The sequence below is a fragment of the Roseibium sp. genome, from assembly GCF_051016195.1.
Taxonomy (GTDB): domain Bacteria; phylum Pseudomonadota; class Alphaproteobacteria; order Rhizobiales; family Stappiaceae; genus Roseibium.
Genome location: NZ_CP134616.1, coordinates 4,351,613 through 4,372,536 on the forward strand (window position 1 = coordinate 4,351,613; position 20,924 = coordinate 4,372,536).

Consider the following 20,924-nt stretch of genomic DNA (forward strand, 5'->3'; position numbering starts at 1 on the left):
CGATTGCAAGACCGCGGGGCAACTCGTGGTCCTCTGGTTTTTCGCAGCGCCGGCCGCTCTTTCAGAGCGCGCGGGCGCGATTCTGCATGTCTTGACGGATTTGCAGGGTCAGCGGGGGACTGCAGTTGCATACGAATTTTTGGATGGACAAGGTAAAGGGCAAAGAATGCCGACCATCAACCAGTTGATCCGCAAGCCGCGGAAAGATCCGCCGAAGCGGAACAAGGTGCCGGCCATGGAGGCCTGCCCCCAGAAGCGTGGTGTTTGCACCCGCGTTTACACGACGACGCCGAAGAAGCCGAACTCGGCTCTGCGTAAGGTGGCCAAGATCCGCCTGACCAACGGCTTCGAAGTCATCGGTTACATCCCGGGTGAAGGTCACAACCTTCAGGAACACTCGGTGGTGATGATCCGCGGCGGCCGCGTGAAGGACTTGCCGGGTGTGCGCTACCACATCATCCGTGGTGTGCTCGACACCCAGGGCGTCAAGGATCGTAAGCAGCGCCGTTCGAAATACGGCGCCAAGCGGCCGAAGTAAGGAGCACATCAGATGTCCCGTCGTCACCGCGCTGAAAAACGCGAAATCAACCCCGATCCCAAGTTCGGGGATATTGTCGTCACGAAGTTCATGAACTCCATCATGTATGACGGCAAGAAATCCACAGCCGAACGCATCGTCTACGGTGCTTTCGACGTTGTCGAGAACAAGACTCGCGAGAACCCTATCGAGGTTTTCCACGCGGCTCTTGAAAACGTTATGCCGCAAGTGGAAGTGCGCTCCCGCCGTGTTGGTGGTGCAACCTACCAGGTCCCGGTCGAAGTTCGCACCGATCGCCGCCAGGCGCTCGCGATCCGCTGGCTGATCACCGCTGCGCGCAACCGCAACGAAACCACGATGGTTGATCGTCTCTCCGGCGAACTGCTTGATGCAGCAAACAACCGTGGTACCGCAGTTAAGAAGCGCGAAGACACGCACCGGATGGCCGACGCCAACCGCGCGTTCTCGCACTATCGCTGGTAATTTGACTTCGAAGGGCTGACGCTATGTCGCGCACGCATAAAATCGAGGACTACCGTAACTTCGGCATCATGGCTCACATCGATGCCGGCAAGACCACGACCACGGAACGTATCCTCTACTATACGGGTAAGAGCCACAAGATCGGCGAAGTTCATGACGGCGCAGCCACCATGGACTGGATGGAGCAGGAGCAGGAGCGTGGCATGACGATCACCTCTGCTGCAACGACCGCGTTCTGGAACGACAAGCGCCTGAACATCATCGACACCCCGGGCCACGTTGACTTCACCATTGAAGTCGAGCGTTCCCTGCGTGTTCTTGATGGTGCGGTTGCTCTCCTGGACGCAAACGCCGGTGTTGAACCGCAGACCGAGACTGTCTGGCGCCAGGCCGACAAGTACAACGTTCCGCGGATGATCTTCGTCAACAAGATGGACAAGCTGGGCGCTGATTTCGATCGGTGCGTCACCATGATCAAGGAGCGCCTCGGCGCGACTCCGCTTGTCATGCAGCTGCCGGTTGGCGCTGAAAGCGAATTCGCAGGCTGCGTTGACCTTCTGAAGATGAAGGCGCTGATCTGGCAGGCTGAAAACCTCGGCGCTGCCTGGGACGAAACCGACATTCCGGCCGATCTTGCAGATCGCGCGCAGGAAATGCACGACGCCCTGATCGAGACAGCTGTCGAAGTCGACGAAGAAGCAATGGAAGCTTACCTTGAAGGCGAAGAGCCCTCCACGGAGAAGCTGAAAGAGCTGATCCGCAAAGGCACCATCAGCGGTGACTTCGTGCCGATCTTCTGCGGCTCCGCGTTCAAGAACAAAGGCGTTCAGCCGCTTCTCGACGCTGTTGTCGACTTCCTGCCGAGCCCGGTCGAAGTTCCGGCCATCAAGGGCGTCGATCCGAAGACTGAAGAAGAAGCCGAGCGCAAGTCCTCCGACGACGAGCCGCTCAGCCTGCTGGCCTTCAAGATTGCCAACGACCCGTTCGTCGGTTCCCTGACGTTCTGCCGCATCTATTCCGGTGTTCTGAACAAGGGCGTGTCCCTTCTGAACACGGTCAAGGACAAGCGCGAGCGCGTTGGCCGCATGATGCAGATGCACTCCAACTCCCGTGAAGACATCGATGTAGCCTATGCCGGCGACATCGTTGCCATTGCAGGTCTGAAAGACACCACGACGGGCGACACCCTGTGTGATGCCCTGAAGCCGGTGATCCTGGAGCGCATGGAATTCCCCGAGCCGGTCATCGAGATCGCCGTTGAGCCGAAAACCAAAGGCGACCAGGAGAAGATGGGTCTTGCCCTCAACCGCCTGGCTGCTGAAGATCCCTCGTTCCGTGTCAAGACGGACGAAGAATCCGGCCAGACGATCATCGCGGGCATGGGTGAATTGCACCTCGACATCATCGTCGACCGCATGAAGCGTGAGTTCAAGGTCGAGGCGAACATCGGTGCGCCGCAGGTTGCCTACCGCGAAACCATCACCAAGGTTGCCGACGTGGATTACACCCACAAGAAGCAGTCCGGCGGTTCCGGTCAGTTCGCTCGCATCAAGCTCACAATCGAGCCGGCCGAGCCGAACGAAGGTTACGTCTTCGAGAGCAAGGTTGTCGGCGGTAACGTTCCCAAGGAATACATTCCGGGCGTTACCAAGGGTATCGAAAGCGTCATGTCTTCCGGTCCGCTGGCCGGCTTCCCGATGCTCGATATCAAGGCAACACTGACCGATGGTGCCTACCACGACGTTGACTCGTCCGTTCTGGCCTTCGAGATCGCCGGACGTGCCGGTTTCCGCGAAGCAATCCAGAAGGCCGGCCCGAAACTGCTCGAGCCGATCATGAAGGTCGAGGTTGTCACCCCTGAAGACTACATGGGTGACGTGATTGGTGACCTGAACTCTCGCCGCGGCCAGATCGCGGGCACGGAGAACCGGGGCATCGTGACCGTCATCACCGCAATGGTTCCGCTGGCCAACATGTTTGGCTACGTGAACAATCTGCGTTCCATGTCTCAAGGCCGCGCCCAGTACTCAATGGTGTTCGATCACTACGAGCAGGTGCCGCAGGCTGTCGCCGAAGAGGTTCAGGCGAAGTACGCCTGACCCGAACCTCTTGATGTCAAAAAGAAATAGAGAAACGGAGTAATCCGATGGCGAAGGAAAAATTTGAGCGCAACAAGCCGCACGTTAACATTGGCACGATTGGCCACGTTGACCATGGCAAGACGACGCTGACCGCTGCAATTACGATGACGCTTGCCGAGGCCGGCGGCGCAGAAGCAAAAGCCTACGACGAGATTGACGGTGCGCCTGAAGAAAAGGCACGCGGCATCACCATCTCCACGGCGCACGTTGAGTACGAGACGGAGAACCGTCACTACGCTCACGTTGACTGCCCTGGCCACGCCGACTACGTGAAGAACATGATCACGGGTGCGGCTCAGATGGACGGCGCGATCCTGGTCGTGTCTTCGGCTGACGGCCCGATGCCTCAGACCCGCGAGCACATCCTGCTTGCGCGTCAGGTTGGCGTTCCGGCGCTGGTTGTCTTCATGAACAAGGTTGACCAGGTCGACGACGAAGAGCTTCTTGAGCTCGTCGAAATGGAGATCCGTGAGCTTCTGTCTTCGTACGAGTTCCCGGGCGATGACATTCCGATCGTGAAGGGTTCGGCTCTTGCAGCTGTTGAGAACCGCGACGCTGAAATCGGCCGTGACGCGATCCGTGAGCTGATGGGTCAGGTTGACGAATACATCCCGACGCCCGAGCGTCCGAAGGATCAGCCGTTCCTGATGCCGATCGAAGACGTTTTCTCGATCTCCGGCCGTGGTACGGTTGTGACGGGTCGTGTTGAGCGCGGTATTGTCAAGGTGGGTGAAGAAGTCGAGATCGTCGGCATCAAGGACACCACGAAGACGACGGTTACGGGTGTTGAAATGTTCCGCAAGCTGCTGGACAGCGGCGAAGCAGGCGACAACATCGGTGCTCTGATCCGCGGCGTTGGCCGTGAGGAAGTTGAGCGCGGCCAGGTTCTTTGCAAGCCGGGTTCTGTTACCCCGCACACGAAGTTCAAGGCGGAAGCCTACATCCTGACGAAGGAAGAAGGTGGCCGTCATACGCCGTTCTTCACCAACTACCGTCCTCAGTTCTACTTCCGTACGACGGACGTGACGGGTGTTGTCTCCCTGCCGGAAGGCACGGAAATGGTGATGCCTGGCGACAACGTGTCGGTTGACGTTGAGCTGATCGTGCCGATCGCCATGGAAGAAGGCCTGCGCTTCGCGATCCGCGAAGGTGGCCGCACCGTCGGCGCCGGCGTCGTCGCATCCATCATCGAATAATCGACAGCCGGGCCTGTCGGCGAAACTAAAGGTAACGCGGGCAGGCCCGCAGTCTTATTGGGAACAACAACAATGAACGGTCAGAATATCCGGATCCGCCTCAAGGCGTTTGACCACCGTATTCTCGACGCCTCCACGAAGGAGATCGTCAATACGGCCAAGCGGACCGGTGCTCAGGTACGGGGTCCCGTGCCGCTGCCGACGCGGATCGAGAAGTACACGGTGCTTCGCGGACCGCACATCGATAAGAAAAGCCGCGATCAGTTCGAGATGCGTACGCACAAGCGTCTTCTCGACATCGTTGATCCGACGCCCCAGACGGTGGACGCGCTCATGAAGCTCGACCTGGCCGCTGGTGTCGACGTCGAGATCAAGCTCTAAGGCGGGGTCAAGGGGACACATCATGCGTTCTGGAGTGATCGCTCAGAAAGTGGGCATGACCCGCATCTACAATGATGCAGGCGAGCATGTTCCGGTCACTGTTTTGCGGCTGGAAAATTGCCAGGTGGTTGCCCACCGGACTGACGAAAAGAATGGATACACTGCGCTGCAGCTTGGCGCGGGTACCCGTAAAGTGAAGAATACGCCGAAGGCACTGCGCGGTCACTTTGCTGTTGCAAAGGTCGAGCCGAAGCGGACGGTGGCCGAGTTCCGCGTTTCCGCGGACAACATGATCGACGTCGGCTCGGAAATGACCGCCGACCACTATGTCGAAGGCCAGTTCGTGGACGTGACCGGTACGTCGATCGGTAAAGGTTTTGCCGGTGCGATGAAGCGTCACAACTTCGGTGGTGGCCGTGCATCCCACGGTAACTCAATCTCGCACCGCTCACACGGTTCCACGGGTCAGTGTCAGGATCCGGGCCGCGTGTTCAAGGGCAAGAAAATGGCCGGTCACATGGGTGATGCCCGCGTGACCACGCAGAACCTCAAGGTTGTGCGCACTGATGTTGAGCGTGGCCTGATCATGGTCGAGGGTTCCGTTCCGGGCGCCAAGGGCGGCTGGATACTGGTCCGCGACGCGATCAAAAAGGCGCTGCCGGAAAACGTTCCGGTACCGGGTGCTTTCAAGGCGTCCGATGCGGCTGAGGCTGCCGGGAAGGAGAGTGAGTGATGGAACTCCAGGTCAAGACCCTCGATGGTGGGGCGGCCGGTTCGATCACGGTGTCTGACGAGATCTTCGGTCTCGAACCGCGCACCGATTTGATCCACCGCGTTGTGCGCTGGCAGCTGGCCAAGCGCCAGGCGGGCACCCACAAGACGCTGAAGCGTTCCGAGATCTCCGGTTCGACGAAGAAATTCGTCCGCCAGAAGGGTTCGGGCGGCGCACGTCACGGCAACAAGAAGGCTCCGCAGTTCCGCGGCGGTGGCAAGGCATTCGGCCCGGTCGTTCGCGACCACGGTCATGACCTGCCCAAGAAGGTTCGCACCCTCGGCCTGAAGCATGCTCTGTCCGCCAAGGCGAAAGCAGACGGCATCGTTGTTGTTGAAGATGCAAAGGCAGCCGAAGCAAAGACCAAGGCGCTCAAGGGACAGCTTCAGAAGCTCGGCCTGACCAGTGCCCTGGTGATCGACGGCGCTGACGTCGACAACAACTTCGCACTGGCGTCGCGCAACATCCCGCATTTGGATGTGCTGCCGATCCAGGGCATCAATGTCTACGATATCCTGCGTGCCAACACTCTGGTGTTGACCAAGGCGGCGGTGTCCGCACTTGAGGAGCGCTTCAAATGAGCAAACTTCCTCACTACGACAAGATCGTTGGCCCGGTCATCACCGAGAAGTCGACGATGGCATCGGAAGAGAACAAGGTTGTCTTCAAAGTCGCCAACGACGCAACCAAGCCTGAAATTAAGGCGGCCGTCGAGGCACTGTTTGGCGTCAAGGTCACGGCCGTGAACACCCTGGTCCGCAAGGGCAAGGTGAAGCGCTTCCGTGGTCGTCTTGGCCGCCAGTCTGACTTCAAGAAGGCCGTCGTAACGCTGCAGGAAGGTCACGGCATCGACGTGACCACCGGGCTCTAAGACGGGGACTTAAGAAAAATGGCACTTAAGACATTCAATCCAACGTCCCCGGGCCGCCGTCAGCTTGTTCAGGTTGACCGCTCCGGCCTCCACAAGGGCAAGCCGGTCAAGACGCTGACCGAAGGCCTGTCCAAGAAGGGCGGACGCAACAACACCGGTCGTCTCACATCCCCGAACCGCGGTGGCGGTCACAAGCGGTCCTACCGTCTTGTTGACTTCAAGCGGCGCAAGTGGGATGTGCCGGCAACGGTCGAACGCCTTGAATACGATCCGAACCGGACCGCGTTCATTGCTCTGATCCGCTATGAAGATGGCGAGTTGAGCTACATCCTGGCGCCACAGCGCCTGGCCGCTGGCGACACCGTCGTCGCCGGCAACAACGTCGATGTCAAACCGGGTAATGCCGCGCCGCTGGCCAGCATCCCTGTTGGAACGATCGTGCACAACATCGAGCTGAAGCCGGGCAAAGGCGCCCAGATCGCTCGTTCTGCCGGTGCTTTCGTTCAGATCGTGGGCCGTGACCAGGGCTACACGACGCTGCGCCTGATGTCTGGCGAGCAGCGGCGTGTTCTCGGCACCTGCATGGCAACCATTGGCGCCGTGTCCAACCCGGATCACGGCAACATCAACCTCGGCAAGGCAGGCCGTTCCCGCTGGCTTGGCATTCGCCCGCATACGCGCGGTGTCGCCATGAACCCGATCGACCACCCGCACGGTGGTGGTGAAGGACGGACCTCCGGCGGTCGTCATCCGGTTACTCCCTGGGGTAAACCGACCAAAGGCAAGCGTACGCGGAGCAACAAGCAGACTGATAAGTATATCGTCCGCAGCCGCCACGCGCGTAAGAAGTAAAGGACAAGGATCGTGGCACGTTCGATCTGGAAAGGTCCGTTTGTCGACGGGTATCTGCTGAAGAAAGCGGACAAGGTCCGTGAGTCCGGCCGGAACGAGGTCATCAAGACCTGGAGCCGCCGCTCAACGATCCTCCCGCAGTTCGTCGGTTTGACCTTCGGCGTCTACAACGGACAAAAGCACGTTCCGGTGCTGGTGTCTGAGGAAATGATCGGTCACAAGTTCGGTGAATTCTCGCCGACGCGGACCTATTACGGACATGGCGCCGACAAGAAGGCGAAGAGGAAGTAACGATGGGCAAGCCGAAGCGTGAGCGGACGCTCGCTGACAACGAGGCAAGGGCAATGACCCGCATGCTGCGCGTTTCCCCGCGCAAGCTGAACCTCGTTGCGGCTTCGATCCGTGGCAAAAAAGTCGGCTCCGCGATCGCGGACCTGACGTTCTCCCGCAAGCGCATTGCACAGGATGTCAAGAAGACCTTGATGTCCGCCGTTGCGAATGCGGAAAACAATCATGACCTGGACATCGACAACCTGGTGGTTGCCGAAGCCCATGTTGGCAAGGCTTTTGTCATCAAGCGGTTCCAGGCCCGCGCCCGCGGCCGGGTCGGCCGGATCGAGAAACCCTTCTCGAACCTGACCATCGTCGTGCGCGAAGTTGAGGAGACCGCCTGATGGGACATAAAGTAAATCCGATCGGCATGCGCCTCGGGATCAACCGCACATGGGACTCCCGCTGGTATGCGAACAAGAACGAATACGGTGATCTTCTTCACGAAGATTTCCGGATCCGCGAGTACCTCCTGAAGGAACTCAAGCAGGCAGCCGTTTCCAAGGTCGTGATCGAGCGTCCGCACAAGAAATGCCGCGTTTCCATCCACTCCGGCCGTCCGGGTGTGGTGATCGGCAAGAAGGGTGCTGACATCGAGCGTCTGCGCAAGAAAATCGCCGACATCACCAATTCGGAAGTGCATCTCAACATCGTTGAAGTGCGCAAGCCGGAAATCGATGCGACCCTCGTTGCCGCCTCGATTGCACAGCAGCTGGAACGCCGTGTTGCTTTCCGCCGCGCCATGAAACGGGCTGTTCAGTCCGCCATGCGTCTCGGCGCCCAGGGCATCCGGATCAACTGCGGTGGCCGTCTCGGCGGAGCGGAAATCGCGCGTATCGAATGGTACCGCGAAGGCCGTGTGCCGCTTCACACGCTGCGTGCCGACATCGACTACGGTGTTGCAAGCGCCCACACGGCTTATGGCGTGTGCGGTGTGAAGGTCTGGATCTTCAAGGGTGAAATTCTGGAGCACGACCCGATGGCGTCCGAACGCCGCGCGACCGCTGCTTCCGAAGGTAACCAGGGTGATCGCGGCGGACGCCGGGATCGGGGCCGCGAGCGCGCAGCTTAAGTTAAGCTGCCTGCCGCTCGTAAGACAAGAAAGACGAGAGAAGAACGATGCTGCAACCGAAGCGCACAAAGTTCCGCAAGCAGCACAAGGGCCGCATCCACGGCTTGTCGAAGGGAGGCACCGACCTCAACTTCGGCGCATTCGGTCTGAAGGCCTTGGAGCCGGAGCGTGTAACTGCACGCCAGATCGAAGCGGCCCGTCGTGCTATGACCCGTCACATGAAACGTGCGGGTCGTGTTTGGATCCGAATCTTCCCGGACGTGCCGGTTTCCTCGAAGCCCGCCGAAGTCCGCATGGGTAAGGGTAAGGGTTCTCCGGATTACTGGGCTTGCCGTGTCAAGCCGGGCCGGATCATGTTTGAAATCGATGGTGTTCCGGAAGATATCGCGCGTGAAGCGATGCGTCTTGCCGCCGCCAAGCTGCCGATCAAGTGCCGTTTCGTTCAACGTATCGGCGACTAAGGCAGGCGAGGAGTTAAGCCATGAAGGCGACCGATGTACGGGCAAAGACCCTCGACGAGCTCCGCGGTGAGCTTGAGGGCCTGAAGAAAGAGCAGTTCAACCTGCGCTTCCAGAAGGCTACGGGTCAGCTTGAAAACACTGCGCGTGTGCGGCAGATCCGCCGTGACATCGCGCGTATCCAGACGATCATGCGCGAAAAGCGCGTGTCGGCTAACGCGTAAGGAGACGGCAATGCCGAAGCGTATCCTGCAGGGCACCGTTGTCAGCGACGCGAATGACAAGACGGTGACGGTCAACGTGGAGCGCCGCTTCACGCACCCGCTGCTGAAAAAGACCGTGCGCCGGACGAAGAAGTACCGTGCGCACGACGAAAGCAACCAGTACAAGGTTGGCGACTCTGTTCAAATCGAAGAGTGCGCGCCGATCTCGAAAAACAAGCGTTGGACCGTGGTCGCTTAGTGACCGCGCTCCATGAGTGAGCATCAGGCGCCGGTGATCCGTGCGCCGCTAGAAGAACAAGGCAGCCAGTCATGATTCAGATGCAAACAAACCTCGACGTCGCCGATAATTCCGGTGCCCGTCGTGTCATGTGCATCAAAGTGCTCGGCGGCTCCAAGCGCAAATACGCCCAGGTCGGTGACATCATCGTTGTTTCCGTCAAAGAGGCTATTCCGCGGGGCCGCGTCAAAAAGGGCGACGTGATGAAGGCTGTCGTCGTGCGCACGGCTAAGGATATCCGCCGTCCCGATGGCAGCGTGATCCGGTTCGACCGCAATGCGGCCGTGCTGGTCAACAACAACAAAGAGCCGGTCGGCACCCGTATTTTCGGCCCGGTGCCGCGCGAACTTCGCGCCAAGAACCACATGAAGATCATTTCGCTCGCGCCGGAGGTGCTCTGATGGCTGCGAAAATCAAAAAAGGCGACACGGTGGTTGTTCTGACCGGTCGCGACAAGGGCAAGTCCGGGGAAGTCATCCAGATCTTGCCAACTGACAACAAGGCCCTGGTTCGCGGGATCAACATGGTCCGCCGCCACCAGAAACAGACCCAGACGCAGGAAGCCGGGATCGTGTCCAAAGAGGCGCCGATCCACCTGTCCAACGTCGCGCTGGCCGATCCGAAGGACGGCAAGCCGACCCGCGTCGGTTTCAAAGTGCAGGACGATGGCACCAAGGTTCGTGTGGCCAGACGTTCGGGAGACCTGATCGATGGCTGATACAGCTTATGAGCCGCGTCTGAAGACGCATTACAACGAAGTTGTGCGCAAGCAGCTTCTGGAGCAGTTCCAGTATAAGAACGTCATGCAGGTTCCGCAGCTGGAAAAGATCGTCCTCAACATTGGTGTTGGTGAAGCGGTCGGCGACTCCAAGAAAGCGCGTACCGCTGCTGAAGACCTTGCGGCGATCGCCGGCCAGAAGCCGGTCATCACCAAGGCCAAGAAGTCCATTGCGACGTTCAAGGTCCGCGAGGGCATGCCGCTTGGTGTCAAGGTCACCCTGCGCCGCCAGCAGATGTTCGAATTCATGGACCGTCTGATCACGATTGCGCTGCCGCGCGTTCGTGACTTCCGCGGCCTGAACCCGAAGAGCTTCGACGGTCGTGGCAATTACGCCATGGGTATCAAAGAGCACATCGTGTTTCCGGAGATCGAGTACGACAAGGTCGACCAGATCTGGGGCATGGACGTGATCGTTTGCACCACGGCGCCGACGGATGACGAGGCGCGCGAGCTTCTGCGCGCGTTCAACTTCCCGTTCACGAAGTAACGGGCAAGGAAGGGAACGACGATGGCGAAGAAAAGCGCAATCGAGAAAAACAAGCGCCGCGAGAAGCTTGTCAAGAAATACGCTGAAAAGCGCGCCGCTCTGAAAGCGATGGCGAAGGACGAGAACCTTTCCCTCGAAGAGCGTTACAACGCACGACTGAAGCTGGCAAAACTGCCGCGGAATTCCGCGCCGAACCGCGTTCGCAACCGTTGCGAAGTGTCCGGCCGTCCGCGCGGGTTTTACCGCAAGCTGAAAATGTCGCGTATTGCGCTTCGTGAACTGGGCTCCCTGGGCAAAATCCCGGGCCTGGTCAAGTCGAGCTGGTAAGGAGAAACTCCGATGGCAATTTCTGATCCGTTGGGGGATATGCTGACCCGGATTCGCAACGCTCAGATGCGTCGCAAGAACAAGGTCAACTCACCTAATTCCAAATTGCGTGCACACGTACTTGATGTGCTGGCAAAAGAGGGATACATCCGTGGCTACACCACGGTTGACTACGAGGGCGGTAAGTCCGAGTTGGAAATCGAACTGAAGTATTTCGACGGCGAGCCGGTTATCCGCACGATTGAGCGTGTGTCCAAGCCGGGACGTCGCGTGTACTCGTCGGTGAAAAATATCCCGCATGTCTCGAATGGCCTGGGCGTGTCGATCATTTCGACTCCGCGCGGCGTCATGAGCGACCATCAGGCGCGGGAAGAAAATGTAGGTGGCGAGGTTCTCTGCCGCGTCTTCTGATGCGGCACCTTCGCTTTTGAAACAACGACAAGGTTGGTCAAATGTCTCGTATTGGCAAAAAGCCAGTCCCCGTGCCAAGCGGGGTAACGGCATCGATCGACGGTCAGACGGTTACGATCAAGGGCCCGAAAGGCGAAAAGTCTTTCGTGCTCAATGATCTTGTTCTGGCCGAAATGACGGATGACGGGATCAAAATCGATCCGCGCAACAATACCAAGCCGGCTCGCTCCATGTGGGGCATGAGCCGCACCATGGTGTCGAACCTGATTACCGGTGTTACCGACGGTTTCAAGAAAGACCTCGCGATCACCGGTGTCGGTTACCGTGCACAGGTCCAGGGTCAGAAACTTCAGCTGGCGCTCGGTTTCTCGCACGATGTCGTCTATGCAATCCCGGAAGGCATTGACATCAAGTGCCCGAAGCCGACGGAAATCAGCATCACCGGTACCGACAAACAGCGTGTCGGTCAGGTTGCAGCTGAGATCCGCGAATTCCGCCCGCCGGAGCCCTACAAGGGCAAAGGCGTACGTTATGCAGACGAGTTCATCGTCCGCAAAGAAGGCAAGAAGAAGTAACGGACCTTAGATCATGGCGAACAGCAAACAAGCTTTCGAGCGCCGCCGCGATCGCGTGCGTCGTTCGATCAGGAAAGCCGGCGGCGGACGTCCGCGCCTTTCCATCTTCCGCTCGTCGAAGCAGATCTACGCCCAGATCATTGACGATGCGAAGGGGCACACGATTGCCTCTGCTTCTACGATCGAAACAGATCTCAAGGGCAGCCTGAAAACGGGCGCCGATGTCGCAGCAGCCGCTGCCGTCGGCAAGCTTGTCGCGGAGCGCGCAGTTGCCGCTGGCGTCAAGCAGGTCGTGTTCGACCGGGGCGGGTACATGTATCATGGGCGCGTCAAGGCGCTCGCCGATGCGGCCCGCGAAGGTGGACTTGAATTCTGACCAGCGCCCGTTGGCGCTCTTAAGAACGGAAGACAAATAATATGGCGAGACAGGAAAATCGCGATCGCGACGAGCGAGACAGCGAATTCGTCGACAAGCTCGTACACATCAACCGCGTTGCGAAAGTGGTCAAGGGTGGCCGTCGCTTCGGCTTCGCCGCGCTTGTCGTGGTTGGTGACCAGAAGGGCCGTGTCGGCTTCGGTCATGGCAAGGCGCGTGAAGTGCCGGAAGCCATCCGCAAAGCTACGGAAGCTGCGAAACGCACGATGATCCGCGTGCCTCTGCGTGAAGGCCGGACCCTCCACCACGATGTGGAAGGCCGTCACGGCGCCGGCAAAGTGCTGCTGCGTGCGGCTCCGGCCGGTACCGGTATCATCGCAGGTGGTCCGATGCGTGCCGTTTTCGAAACGCTCGGTGTTCAGGACGTTGTTGCCAAGTCTCTCGGGACTTCGAACCCTTACAACATGGTTCGCGCAACGTTTGCCGCCCTGACGAAGGAAGACAGCCCGCGTTCGGTCGCTGCGCGCCGTGGCCTGAAGGTCTCCGTGCTGCAGTCCCGTCGCCGTGACAACAACGAAGAGGCTACTCCGGCTGCTGCCGAGGCTTGACCTCGACAGCTCCGGACCCCAGCTGAAAGAGGGTAGGTTCCATGGCGAACACCGAAAAGACTGTTACGGTCGAACAGATCGGTAGCCCGCTGCGCCGTCCGAAGGACCAGCGCGCGACGCTCATCGGTCTTGGCCTGAACAAGATGCATCGCCGTTCCACGCTGAAGGACACTCCTGAAGTGCGCGGAATGATCAACAAGGTCCAGCATCTCGTTCGCGTCGTCGAAGACGCATAAGGACGGGGTGAGGAGAAGAACAATGAAGCTCAACGAACTTCGTGACAACGAAGGTGCCGTAAAAGAGCGCACCCGCGTTGGACGCGGCATCGGTTCCGGCAAGGGCAAGACCGGTGGTCGTGGTGTCAAGGGTCAGAAGTCCCGTTCCGGCGTTGCGATCAAGGGTTTTGAAGGCGGTCAGATGCCGCTTCACCGCCGTCTTCCGAAGCGTGGATTTACGAACATTTTCGCCAAGGACTACAACACCGTGTCCGTCGGCCGTGTTCAGAAGGCTATTGATGCAGGCAAGCTCAGCGCGTCTGAGACCGTTACGGTCGAAACGCTCAAAGCTGCCGGCGTTGTCAAAAGGGTCCGCGACGGTGTCCGCATCGTGGCCAACGGCGAGCTGACTGCCGCCGTGACCTTTAAAGTTGCCGGTGCCTCCAAGGGCGCTGTCGCAGCAATCGAAAAAGCGGGCGGCAAGGTTGCCGTTCTGGGAGCTCAGGCTTAACAGCCTGGGCTTTTCCCGTTTGTGGGTAAGCATAAGACCGGAGTAGGGCATGGCATCGGCCGCCGAGCAACTGGCTTCAAATCTTAATTTCTCAGCTTTCGCCAAGGCTGAAGAGCTCAAAAAGCGCATCTGGTTCACGCTGGGGGCGCTTTTGGTTTATCGACTGGGCACTTATATTCCGATGCCCGGCATCGACCCGGTCGCCTTCGCGCAGATCTTCAGCCAGGCTCAGACCGGCATCATCGGCATGGTGAACATGTTCACCGGCGGTGCGATCGAGCGCATGGCGATCTTCGCACTTGGCATCATGCCCTATATTTCCGCCTCCATTATCATGCAGCTCATGACGACGGTCGTTCCGACCCTCGAGCAGCTGAAGAAGGAAGGCGAACAGGGCCGCAAGGTCATCAACCAGTACACGCGCTACGGCACGGTCGTTCTGGCCGCTTTCCAGGCCTACGGTATTTCCGTCGGTCTCGAGGCCCAGAACGTGGTGACGGATCCGGGCTGGTTCTTCCGTGCCTCCACGGTGATCACGCTGGTCGGCGGAACCATGTTCCTGATGTGGCTCGGTGAGCAGATCACCTCGCGCGGCATCGGCAACGGTATCTCCCTGATCATCTTTGCCGGCATTGTCGCCGGGCTGCCATCCGCCGTCGTTCAGACGCTGGAACTCGGCCGCCAGGGATCGCTTGCGACGTGGCTCATCCTCGGCGTGATTCTCCTTGCCATCGTAGTGATCGGCTTTATCGTCTTCATGGAGCGCGCACAAAGGCGTCTTCTGATCCAGTATCCGAAGCGCCAGATGGGCAACCGCATGTTCGAGGGGAATACCTCGTTCCTGCCGCTCAAGCTGAACACCGCAGGTGTCATTCCGCCGATCTTCGCGTCCTCGCTTCTGCTTGTTCCGGCGACATTCGCCGGGTTCAACCAGGGCGGTGGAAACGAATGGCTGACCTACATCACTGCGGCGCTTGGTCACGGGCAGCCCCTGTTCATGGTGTTCTATGCCGCCATGATCATTTTCTTCTGTTTCTTCTATACGGCGATCGTGTTCAATCCGAGCGATACGGCCGACAACCTCAAGAAACACGGCGGTTTCATCCCGGGTATCCGTCCCGGTGAACGGACCGCGCAATACATCGACTACGTCCTCACTCGCATCACCGTGGTAGGTGCGATTTACATCACCATCGTTTGTCTATTACCCGAATTCCTCATTTCGGCGACTGGCGTTCCGTTCTATTTCGGGGGAACCTCGTTGCTGATTGTCGTGAGTGTGACAATGGATACTGTGTCACAGATCCAGGGCCACCTGCTCGCGCATCAGTATGAGGGCCTGGTGAAAAAAGCAAAACTGAGGGGGAAACGTCGATGAGGCTAATTCTGGTAGGACCGCCGGGGGCGGGCAAGGGGACACAGGCGACCCGCCTGGTTGAAAAGTACGGTATCCCTCAGCTGTCCACCGGAGACATGCTTCGCGCTGCAGTCGCAGCACAGACTCCCGTCGGATTGAAGGCCAAGGCCGTCATGGATGCGGGCGGCCTGGTGTCCGACGAAATCGTGGTCGGCATCATTCGGGACCGCACCGCCGAGGACGACGCAAAGAACGGTTTCATTCTCGACGGTTTCCCGCGGACACTTGCCCAAGCGGAAGCGCTTGACCAGATGCTCGAGGAGAACGGTTCGAAACTGGATTCGGTTCTTGAGCTGCGCGTCGACCAGACGCAGCTTGTCGACCGGATCATCAAGCGTGCCGAAGATGCGAAGGCGGCAGGCGAGCCCGTGCGCAAGGACGATGACCCCGAAGTCTTCAAACAGCGCCTGGAAGCCTACAACCGGGATACAGCGGTGGTGGTGCCTTACTACGAGAAATCAGGGCTGCTTTCGGTGGTCGATGGAATGCAATCCATCGACGAAGTTTCGGCTTCCATAGAATCCGTCCTTCAAGGTCTTGACGAGAAGGTTTAAGAGCGGTAAACGACGCGCTCTACCAGACAGTTTAGCCGGTTTCACGTAAGTGGGACCGGCCTTCTCTGTGCCGGGAGCATCCCGGCATTTCGTACCCCGCAAGGGCCGGGCTCCACCGGACGCGGGCATTACCCACTGCGGAGAACCGACTTGGTTGCCGCTAACACATGGAGACAAACGTGGCACGTATTGCTGGCGTTAACATTCCTACGAACAAGCGCGTCGTTATCGCGCTTCAGTATATTCATGGCATTGGTGCGAAATTCGCGCAGGAAATCATCGAAAAGAACAACATCGATGCGTCCCGCCGCGTGAACGAGCTTTCGGATTCCGAAGTCCTCTCGATTCGCGAAACAATCGACCGCGACTACATGGTTGAAGGCGACCTTCGCCGCGACACCGCCATGAACATCAAGCGTCTTATGGACCTTGGCTGCTACCGCGGTCTGCGTCACCGCCGCGGACTTCCGGTTCGTGGTCAGCGGACACATACGAATGCACGTACCCGCAAGGGTCCGGCAAAACCGATCGCCGGCAAGAAGAAATAATCATCACAAAGCGATTGGTGGTGGAGCTGCCGGCATTACGGCAGTGACGAGATCAAAACAAGGACACAAGAATGGCTAAAGACACGACGCGCGTGCGTCGCCGCGAGCGCAAGAACATCTCTTCTGGCGTTGCGCATGTGAACTCCACGTTCAACAACACCATGATCACGATTACCGACGCACAGGGCAATGCGATTTCCTGGTCGTCCGCCGGTGCTCTGGGCTTCAAGGGATCGCGTAAGTCGACCCCGTATGCCGCCCAGGTTGCTGCCGAAGACGCTGCCAAGAAAGCTGCCGAGCATGGCATGCGCACGCTGGAAGTCGAGGTCCGCGGACCGGGTTCGGGCCGAGAGTCTGCACTGCGTGCACTGCAGGCCGCCGGTTTCCTGATCACGTCGATCCGTGACGTGACGCCGATTCCGCACAATGGCTGCCGTCCGCGCAAGCGTCGCCGCGTCTAAGGCTCCAGGCTTTAGGTACCTGTTTCTCCAAATGGCAAAGAATGGCCCGGTCCTGAAGAACCGGGCGGGATAGCCGAAGGGACGAAAACGTGACCATTCAAAAAAATTGGCAAGAACTGATCAAGCCGACCAAACTCGAGATCAAGCCGGGACACGACCCGCGCTTCACGGCAACCGTTGTTGCCGAACCGCTCGAGCGTGGCTACGGCCTGACACTGGGCAACGCGCTGCGCCGTATTCTTCTGAGCTCGCTTCAGGGTGCGGCTGTGACCGCCGTTCAGATCGACGGAGTTCTTCATGAATTCTCGTCCATCCCGGGCGTGCGCGAAGACGTTACCGACATTGTGCTCAACATCAAGGAAATCGCCATCCGCATGGAAGGCGAAGGTCCCAAGCGCATGGTTGTGCGCAAGCAGGGCCCCGGTGTCGTGACGGCCGGTGACATCCAGACCGTCGGTGATGTGGAGGTGCTCAATCCGGATCTCGTGCTGTGCACGCTGGATGAAGGCGCCGAGATCCGCATGGAGTTCACCGTGAACACGGGTAAGGGCTACCATTCTTCCGATCGCAACCGTCCGGAAGATGCTCCGATCGGACTTATTCCGGTCGACAGTCTCTACTCTCCGGTCAAGAAGGTCTCCTACAAGGTGGAAAACACCCGTGAAGGCCAGGTGCTTGACTATGACAAGCTGACCCTGACCGTCGAAAGCGACGGTTCCGTCAAGCCGGATGATGCTGTGGCCTTCGCCGCTCGCATTCTGCAGGATCAGCTCTCCATCTTCGTCAACTTCGAAGAGCCGCAGCGCGAAGTCGCAGAGGACACCGTTCCCGAGCTTGCCTTCAACCCGGCGCTTCTGAAGAAAGTCGACGAACTGGAACTGTCTGTGCGGTCTGCAAACTGCCTGAAGAACGACAATATCGTGTATATTGGCGATCTCATTCAGAAGACCGAAGCGGAAATGCTGCGGACACCGAATTTCGGCCGCAAGTCGCTCAACGAAATCAAGGAAGTTCTCGCCCAGATGGGGCTCCATCTCGGTATGGAAGTTGCCAACTGGCCGCCGGAGAACATCGACGATCTCGCCAAGCGCTACGAAGACCATCAGTATTGAGGGACGTACGCGTCCCTGAAGGTTCAACCGGGCAGACCAGTAACAAGCAGACTGCCTGAAAGATAAAGGAGAGGGCCATGCGCCACGGTAAATCCGGCCGCAAGCTCAACCGGACATCCAGCCACCGCAAGGCGATGTTCGCGAACATGGCAGCGTCGCTGATCAAGCATGAGCAGATCGTGACCACGCTGCCGAAGGCTAAGGAAATGAAGCCGATCATCGACAAGCTCATCACACTGGGCAAGCGCGGTGATCTTCACGCACGCCGGCAGGCTATCTCGCAGATTCGCGATACGGCCATGGTTGCCAAGCTGTTCGAAACGCTTGGTGAGCGCTACAAGGACCGGAACGGCGGGTATTCCCGCGTTCTGAAAGCCGGTTTTCGCTATGGTGACAATGCACCGATGGCCGTGATCGAGCTCGTCGATCGTGACCTGGATGCACGCGGCGCCGACGACCGTGCACGCGTTGAAGCAGAGGAAGCGGCTGAAGACGCAGCGTAAGTTGCATCTTGAGTACTTTTCAAGAGGCGGGCATTTGCCCGCCTTTTTTATTGAAACACGATGAAGTAAATCACGTGGTCTCAGATAGTGAGATCTTTTTTTGAATTATCAATGATTTAAGGAACTGAACCTAGGTTTTCCTCACGCCCGTGTGGGACGAAGTGGGATTGGGGAAATACTGTGTTTGGCAAGAAAAACTCTGGCTCGAAGGGGGCGTCCAGCTCTTTTCGACTTTCTTTTGTTATACCGACATTGATGATTGTTCTGACCTTCGCCGCGTGTACCGCGGTTGGAGTGATCGGATACATGACGGGCCGCGACGGGCTGCAGAAGGCCGCCGAGGCCGAGTTGGGTATGGTTATCAGCGCGCGGTCTGCTCTCCTGGAGAGCAAGCTGGGTGCGGCCAAGGCAGAAGTGGTGAATCTGGCATCCGGTGTTGCAGATCCGATGAGCAATCTTGCCAACGCAACCTTGAACCTCAACAAGGAAAAAGACGAAATTCTCGGGCTTTTCCATGCGCCGCAGACACCTGAAGAGCGCGCAGAGATTTCAGGTGCCGACCAGAAGACGATGTATGCCTGGCGCCACTCCGAGGCGCATCCGGCTTTCTACAGCGTCTGGAAGAACGGCGGTTACGCCGATATCTATCTGATCGATCCCGCAGGTCTGGTGCTTTACTCCGTGACCAAAGGCGATGAGTTCCTGTCGCAGCTCGGCGCTGAGAGCGCAGCGGACGGTTCCGGTCTTCAGATGGCATTCGAAGCTGCCCTGACGCTTGGCGAAGGTGAGGTAGCTGTGAGTTCGTTCGCCGGTTATGGGGCCGCCGGTGGCGACGGCTCGATGTTTCTGGCTGCGCCCGTCTTTATGAACTCCTTCGGAACCGTCAGTCTCAACGGTGTCGCCGTCGTCAGGCTCGATTCCGCGTTCCTGAACAATATTGTTGCAAATCGCGAAGACCTCGGAGAAACGGGGCAGGTATACGTCACCGACCAGGACGGGCTTCTTCTGAGCGACCAGCCACTTGCCGATGCGCCGACTGCGCTTGTGGCAAAGACGGCGGCAAAACCGGTGATGACAGCCGTCAGCGGTGCCGCTGCCGCTGCCATTGTCACCGGGGCCGATGGTGTCGATGATCTGGTCGTGGCGCGGCCTCTGAGTTTCGCCGGGCAGACCTGGGTCGTTGCCGCTGAGAAGAGCGTCAACGAAACGCTAGCCGCCGTGACCAACATGCGCGACCAGATGATCTTCTGGTCTCTCGGCACGATCGCGATCGCGGCCGTCATCGCCCTGGTCTTTTCGCAATCGATCACGCGGCCGCTGTCGACCCTGGTTGGTGCCCTGAACGCGATTGCTGCGGGCGATCTGGGAACCGAGATCAAGGCCGCACGGCGCAAGGATGAAATCGGTGACATCGGCCGTGCCGTTCTTCAGATCCGGCAGAATGCGGCAGAAGAAAACGAACAACGAGCCGCGGAAGAGGCAGATGCAGCGCGAATCCAGGCGGAACAGCGCCAGGAGATGCTGGCGAGCCTTGCCGGTGACTTCGAGGCGACGGTCGGCAGTGTCGTCGACAAGGTTGCGCATTCGGCCGCTTCGCTGCGCGAGTCGGCAAACAACATGCGCAACATGACCGACACGGCGGGTGAAACATCGGGCAACGCCGCGACAATGTCGGAAGAAACGCTTACCGAGGTCGAATCGATCGCGGCGGCCTCCGACCAGTTGTCGAGCTCGATCCAGGAGATTTCCACCCTGATTGAACGGTCATCGAACGTGGCTGCCGATGCGACGAGGCGCGCCGAAACCACCAATGAGACCGTGAAGTCTCTCGCTGAGGCCGCCAACCGGATCGGGGAAGTCGTTACCCTGATTAGCGACATCGCCGACCAGACGAACCTCCTGGCCCTTAACGCCACCATCGAGGCGGCGCGGGCAGGTGAAGCGGGCAAGGGCTTTGCGGTCGTTGCTTCCGAGGTCAAGGATCTGGCTTCGCAGACCGGCAAGGCAACGGGTGAGATCCAGCAGCAGATCGATGCGATCCGCGGTGCGACCGATGATGCCGTCGGTGCGATCGGCGATATTCAGAAGACGATCGACGATATCACCAAGTCCGTGAGCGAAGTTGCCGCGGCAGTGACGGAACAGAGTTACGCCACACAGGGTATTGCGGAGAACACCCAGCGCGCCGCCGGTGGCACCTCCAAGGTCACGGAGGACATCCGAAATGTCTCTGCGCTGTCAAATGACACCAATATGGCCGCCCAGAACTTTTCCGAGGAAGCGGCCCAGATGGCGGCTGAAGCGGAGCAGCTGGATTCGGAAGTACGCTGCTTCCTCGATCAGGTGCGATCCGCCTGATCCACATCTGAACGACAATTTGATGAGCCGCCAACGATTTGGCGGCTCATTGTTTTTGTAATTGCCTCTTTTGCACCCTATCTGC

At 58.9% G+C, this 20,924-nt stretch carries 32 protein-coding genes; all 32 read left to right on the plus strand.

Features of this window, described 5'->3' with window-relative positions:
- The first annotated feature begins 166 nt into the window (after window positions 1-166).
- Window positions 167-538, plus strand: coding sequence for a 30S ribosomal protein S12 (rpsL, locus tag RDA78_RS19865; protein WP_006936459.1), 372 nt, complete (start codon window positions 167-169; stop codon window positions 536-538).
- Between the two features lie 12 nt (window positions 539-550).
- Complete coding sequence (gene rpsG / locus RDA78_RS19870) at window positions 551-1,021, plus strand: 30S ribosomal protein S7 (protein ID WP_023001588.1); 471 nt, start codon at window positions 551-553, stop codon at window positions 1,019-1,021.
- 23 nt (window positions 1,022-1,044) lie between these two features.
- Window positions 1,045-3,120 carry an elongation factor G gene (gene fusA / locus RDA78_RS19875; RefSeq protein ID WP_434051539.1) on the plus strand — a complete coding sequence of 692 codons (2,076 nt, stop codon included), beginning with the start codon at window positions 1,045-1,047 and terminating at the stop codon, window positions 3,118-3,120.
- Window positions 3,121-3,167: 47 nt separating this feature from the next.
- Window positions 3,168-4,358, plus strand: coding sequence for an elongation factor Tu (gene tuf / locus RDA78_RS19880; protein ID WP_434051532.1), 1,191 nt, complete (start codon window positions 3,168-3,170; stop codon window positions 4,356-4,358).
- Between the two features lie 72 nt (window positions 4,359-4,430).
- Window positions 4,431-4,739: a 30S ribosomal protein S10 gene (rpsJ, locus tag RDA78_RS19885; RefSeq protein WP_006936455.1), complete on the plus strand. Its 309-nt coding sequence runs from the start codon at window positions 4,431-4,433 to the stop codon at window positions 4,737-4,739.
- 22 nt (window positions 4,740-4,761) lie between these two features.
- The gene (gene rplC / locus RDA78_RS19890; RefSeq protein WP_306143911.1) at window positions 4,762-5,472 is read left to right on the plus strand and encodes a 50S ribosomal protein L3; all 711 of its coding nucleotides are present in this window, start codon (window positions 4,762-4,764) and stop codon (window positions 5,470-5,472) included.
- Window positions 5,472-6,092, plus strand: coding sequence for a 50S ribosomal protein L4 (gene rplD / locus RDA78_RS19895; RefSeq protein WP_434051540.1), 621 nt, complete (start codon window positions 5,472-5,474; stop codon window positions 6,090-6,092). The genes rplC and rplD overlap by 1 nt, the downstream gene beginning before the upstream one ends.
- Complete coding sequence (locus RDA78_RS19900; RefSeq protein WP_029061773.1) at window positions 6,089-6,382, plus strand: 50S ribosomal protein L23; 294 nt, start codon at window positions 6,089-6,091, stop codon at window positions 6,380-6,382. The genes rplD and RDA78_RS19900 overlap by 4 nt, the downstream gene beginning before the upstream one ends.
- A gap of 18 nt (window positions 6,383-6,400) precedes the next feature.
- Complete coding sequence (rplB, locus tag RDA78_RS19905; protein WP_434051541.1) at window positions 6,401-7,234, plus strand: 50S ribosomal protein L2; 834 nt, start codon at window positions 6,401-6,403, stop codon at window positions 7,232-7,234.
- A 12-nt stretch (window positions 7,235-7,246) separates the two neighbouring features.
- Window positions 7,247-7,525 (plus strand): 30S ribosomal protein S19, encoded by a 279-nt coding sequence (rpsS, locus tag RDA78_RS19910; protein ID WP_148632529.1) that lies wholly within the window; start codon window positions 7,247-7,249, stop codon window positions 7,523-7,525.
- Window positions 7,526-7,527: 2 nt separating this feature from the next.
- A complete protein-coding gene (gene rplV, locus RDA78_RS19915) occupies window positions 7,528-7,908 on the plus strand; it encodes a 50S ribosomal protein L22 (protein WP_319382501.1) in 381 nt (126 codons plus the stop codon).
- A complete protein-coding gene (gene rpsC, locus RDA78_RS19920) occupies window positions 7,908-8,636 on the plus strand; it encodes a 30S ribosomal protein S3 (protein ID WP_306143907.1) in 729 nt (242 codons plus the stop codon). The genes rplV and rpsC overlap by 1 nt, the downstream gene beginning before the upstream one ends.
- A gap of 47 nt (window positions 8,637-8,683) precedes the next feature.
- Window positions 8,684-9,097, plus strand: a complete 414-nt coding sequence (gene rplP / locus RDA78_RS19925) for a 50S ribosomal protein L16 (protein WP_299481556.1) — start codon at window positions 8,684-8,686, stop codon at window positions 9,095-9,097.
- A 20-nt stretch (window positions 9,098-9,117) separates the two neighbouring features.
- Window positions 9,118-9,318, plus strand: coding sequence for a 50S ribosomal protein L29 (gene rpmC, locus RDA78_RS19930; RefSeq protein WP_319382499.1), 201 nt, complete (start codon window positions 9,118-9,120; stop codon window positions 9,316-9,318).
- 10 nt (window positions 9,319-9,328) lie between these two features.
- Window positions 9,329-9,556 (plus strand): 30S ribosomal protein S17, encoded by a 228-nt coding sequence (rpsQ, locus tag RDA78_RS19935; protein ID WP_434051542.1) that lies wholly within the window; start codon window positions 9,329-9,331, stop codon window positions 9,554-9,556.
- A gap of 71 nt (window positions 9,557-9,627) precedes the next feature.
- Entirely contained in the window at window positions 9,628-9,996 is a 369-nt protein-coding gene (gene rplN, locus RDA78_RS19940) for a 50S ribosomal protein L14 (RefSeq protein WP_008191626.1), read from the plus strand.
- On the plus strand, window positions 9,996-10,313 hold the full coding sequence (gene rplX, locus RDA78_RS19945) for a 50S ribosomal protein L24 (RefSeq protein ID WP_434051543.1): 318 nt from the start codon (window positions 9,996-9,998) through the stop codon (window positions 10,311-10,313). Before rplN ends, rplX begins: the two co-directional genes overlap by 1 nt.
- Complete coding sequence (gene rplE, locus RDA78_RS19950; RefSeq protein ID WP_434051544.1) at window positions 10,306-10,863, plus strand: 50S ribosomal protein L5; 558 nt, start codon at window positions 10,306-10,308, stop codon at window positions 10,861-10,863. Before rplX ends, rplE begins: the two co-directional genes overlap by 8 nt.
- Window positions 10,864-10,884: 21 nt before the next feature.
- Window positions 10,885-11,190: a 30S ribosomal protein S14 gene (gene rpsN, locus RDA78_RS19955; protein WP_319382495.1), complete on the plus strand. Its 306-nt coding sequence runs from the start codon at window positions 10,885-10,887 to the stop codon at window positions 11,188-11,190.
- A 12-nt stretch (window positions 11,191-11,202) separates the two neighbouring features.
- Entirely contained in the window at window positions 11,203-11,601 is a 399-nt protein-coding gene (gene rpsH / locus RDA78_RS19960; protein WP_306143904.1) for a 30S ribosomal protein S8, read from the plus strand.
- A gap of 41 nt (window positions 11,602-11,642) precedes the next feature.
- Window positions 11,643-12,176 carry a 50S ribosomal protein L6 gene (gene rplF, locus RDA78_RS19965; protein ID WP_434051545.1) on the plus strand — a complete coding sequence of 178 codons (534 nt, stop codon included), beginning with the start codon at window positions 11,643-11,645 and terminating at the stop codon, window positions 12,174-12,176.
- Between the two features lie 13 nt (window positions 12,177-12,189).
- Entirely contained in the window at window positions 12,190-12,552 is a 363-nt protein-coding gene (gene rplR / locus RDA78_RS19970; protein ID WP_434051546.1) for a 50S ribosomal protein L18, read from the plus strand.
- A 41-nt stretch (window positions 12,553-12,593) separates the two neighbouring features.
- On the plus strand, window positions 12,594-13,160 hold the full coding sequence (rpsE, locus tag RDA78_RS19975) for a 30S ribosomal protein S5 (RefSeq protein WP_434051547.1): 567 nt from the start codon (window positions 12,594-12,596) through the stop codon (window positions 13,158-13,160).
- A 41-nt stretch (window positions 13,161-13,201) separates the two neighbouring features.
- Window positions 13,202-13,396 carry a 50S ribosomal protein L30 gene (gene rpmD, locus RDA78_RS19980; RefSeq protein WP_155139666.1) on the plus strand — a complete coding sequence of 65 codons (195 nt, stop codon included), beginning with the start codon at window positions 13,202-13,204 and terminating at the stop codon, window positions 13,394-13,396.
- Window positions 13,397-13,418: 22 nt separating this feature from the next.
- The gene (gene rplO / locus RDA78_RS19985) at window positions 13,419-13,886 is read left to right on the plus strand and encodes a 50S ribosomal protein L15 (protein ID WP_434051548.1); all 468 of its coding nucleotides are present in this window, start codon (window positions 13,419-13,421) and stop codon (window positions 13,884-13,886) included.
- A 49-nt stretch (window positions 13,887-13,935) separates the two neighbouring features.
- The gene (gene secY, locus RDA78_RS19990; protein WP_434051549.1) at window positions 13,936-15,264 is read left to right on the plus strand and encodes a preprotein translocase subunit SecY; all 1,329 of its coding nucleotides are present in this window, start codon (window positions 13,936-13,938) and stop codon (window positions 15,262-15,264) included.
- The gene (locus tag RDA78_RS19995; RefSeq protein WP_434051550.1) at window positions 15,261-15,857 is read left to right on the plus strand and encodes an adenylate kinase; all 597 of its coding nucleotides are present in this window, start codon (window positions 15,261-15,263) and stop codon (window positions 15,855-15,857) included. The genes secY and RDA78_RS19995 overlap by 4 nt, the downstream gene beginning before the upstream one ends.
- A gap of 179 nt (window positions 15,858-16,036) precedes the next feature.
- A complete protein-coding gene (gene rpsM / locus RDA78_RS20000; RefSeq protein ID WP_305988658.1) occupies window positions 16,037-16,405 on the plus strand; it encodes a 30S ribosomal protein S13 in 369 nt (122 codons plus the stop codon).
- A 71-nt stretch (window positions 16,406-16,476) separates the two neighbouring features.
- Window positions 16,477-16,866 (plus strand): 30S ribosomal protein S11, encoded by a 390-nt coding sequence (gene rpsK, locus RDA78_RS20005; RefSeq protein WP_006936427.1) that lies wholly within the window; start codon window positions 16,477-16,479, stop codon window positions 16,864-16,866.
- An 89-nt stretch (window positions 16,867-16,955) separates the two neighbouring features.
- Window positions 16,956-17,978: a DNA-directed RNA polymerase subunit alpha gene (locus RDA78_RS20010; protein ID WP_434051551.1), complete on the plus strand. Its 1,023-nt coding sequence runs from the start codon at window positions 16,956-16,958 to the stop codon at window positions 17,976-17,978.
- A gap of 77 nt (window positions 17,979-18,055) precedes the next feature.
- The gene (gene rplQ, locus RDA78_RS20015) at window positions 18,056-18,481 is read left to right on the plus strand and encodes a 50S ribosomal protein L17 (protein WP_434051552.1); all 426 of its coding nucleotides are present in this window, start codon (window positions 18,056-18,058) and stop codon (window positions 18,479-18,481) included.
- A gap of 306 nt (window positions 18,482-18,787) precedes the next feature.
- Window positions 18,788-20,839, plus strand: a complete 2,052-nt coding sequence (locus RDA78_RS20020) for a methyl-accepting chemotaxis protein (protein ID WP_434051553.1) — start codon at window positions 18,788-18,790, stop codon at window positions 20,837-20,839.
- Window positions 20,840-20,924 lie beyond the last annotated feature (85 nt).